The sequence below is a fragment of the Domibacillus indicus genome (genome assembly GCF_023715895.1).
GTDB lineage: Bacteria > Bacillota > Bacilli > Bacillales > Domibacillaceae > Domibacillus > Domibacillus indicus_A.
The window spans coordinates 1-1,896 of sequence record NZ_JAMBOO010000052.1 but is presented as its reverse complement, the minus strand read 5'-3'; the positions used below and the strand labels follow the sequence as shown (position 1 = coordinate 1,896).

The following is a 1,896-nucleotide window of genomic DNA, read 5'->3' as shown; positions in this document are numbered from 1 at the left end:
AGAAGAAATGTTGCTGTTTTTCATCGCTGTATTAGCGACGGATAATAATATACCATGTATCAATTTCTATTTCAATAACTTTATTAATGTTTTTATTACCTAAATTACCTTTTTGTTCTCAATGCGACTCGCCACTAAAGATAATAAATAGATTTAGTAAGGAGGGTACACATGTCTTTTATAAAACTTAGGTTTACACATCAGTATAAAACCTGCTTGTAAGAAGATAGGTTTAGTTAACTTTCCACATATGTTTACACGCATACTTGTAGCCATACGTCTAAAAATTACGCCTCTTCTACAAGCACACGTGCACAATCTTCAAGGACGAAACGATCGAGCATCTTATTCAAAACGCCATTGTAGAATCCGGCCAGATTGCGGATCTTCTTCGTTTTTGTACGGATAACAGCCGTGTGTAGTGCGGACATAGCGATATTTTCAACGTCTTGCTTATCGAAAGCTCCGTGCTTTACTAAAGCGGTAGAATGAGCGCGGTAAACGCCATACATGCGTGATACAAGCGACTGGTTCTGGGCAATCGTATTTTCGAGCAGATTTTTAAAACGTTCGTAAAACGTTACCGACTTCGCAGAATACGTATTATTTAATAATTGGTGTTGTTTTGAAAAGATATTGTTTTTTTGGTCGGACATTTTAGCGGCCTCTTGTGGGACATTTTCATTTTTAGCCGGCTGAATTACGATGGCATTACTTGTTTGTTGCATGTCGCTGGAGCGCTTCATGGCGTATTGCTTTATGAATCCCAACATTTCCAAGCGCTTGCACAAACGTGTAATTGTCTTGTCGCTCATCTTAAGATCCTCAGCAATCTTCCGTTTGCCTTTGAATGAAACGCCGAAGAATCTGCAGGAATGGCGTTTAAGGTATTCGATCACAGTCAGCAAGTTCCTTTTTAAGTCCTGGCGCAATTCCATAGCATTGATCATATCTTTATACTGACGTACGGTTTGATTTAGCTGCTCTATGGTTTCAAATGACGTTAAACTGGCGTAAGCAGCTTCACCAGCAACGATTTCAATAAATTTTTTCATGCTCAAGACTCCTCTTTCTCGAAACAAAAAGAACGCTTGCCTGCCGTATTGTTCTCCGGAATCCGGAAAAGCGTACGGCAAAACAAGCGCTCTAAAAAAATACAGAAGTATCCCTTGAACTCAACGTTTATTTGCGCTAAAATAAGGGCAAATAAACGTTAGTCCAAAGAGTCTGAGCAAGTGTGTTGCCGTGGTGTGTTCACGGTATACCGCATGAGGGAGTTGGCGCTCCACTTATGCAGCTTAGGCTCTTTTTCTTTTGGTCCGTTCATTTAATTTAAGGATAGTATATCCTACCCGACAAGGATTCACAACACGCAAAATTCATTACTGTCTCTCTTTTTTATCCTTCTATTACTTTTAAAATTAAAATTAATTTTAATTTTAAAATCAGCATTGATTTTCACAGTAAAATATTCTTTTAAACTTCAAAAACATTGCAATGATAGGCTCCTTTTAATAGTTACTCTTTCTACATTAATATTAAACCTTCTTTTAAAGGAGCATAAATGATGAAAGCAATCGACGTAAATAACAATAAAGGTGGATCCCTAAAAACGATACTTGCAACTCCTTGTACAATAATATAAAAGCATAGTGAACAGAGTTTTAAATCAGGAGATACAACAAAAAGCACCTTCCTTATTAGAAAGGAGGGTGCTTTTTTATCATGCAGTCGATCCGGTAAACAAAAAAAGGACAGCTTCCGCTGTCCTCTCTGCTTGCCTGGCGGCGTCCTGCTCTCACAGGGGGAAACCCCCAACTACCATCGGCGCTGAAGAGCTTAACGGCCGTGTTCGGGATGGGAACGGGTGTGACCTCTTCGCTATTGCCACCAGAC

1 protein-coding gene and 1 rRNA gene are annotated in these 1,896 nt (G+C 39.2%); both read right to left on the bottom strand.

The genetic code is table 11. The annotated features are described in order from the left end of the window. Window positions 1-287: 287 nt before the first annotated feature. Window positions 288-1,055, bottom strand: coding sequence for a hypothetical protein (locus M3221_RS25360; RefSeq protein WP_251274807.1), 768 nt, complete (start codon window positions 1,053-1,055; stop codon window positions 288-290). A gap of 724 nt (window positions 1,056-1,779) precedes the next feature. Next, a 5S ribosomal RNA gene (rrf, locus tag M3221_RS25355) occupies window positions 1,780-1,895 on the bottom strand. Between the last annotated feature and the right edge of the window lies 1 nt (window position 1,896).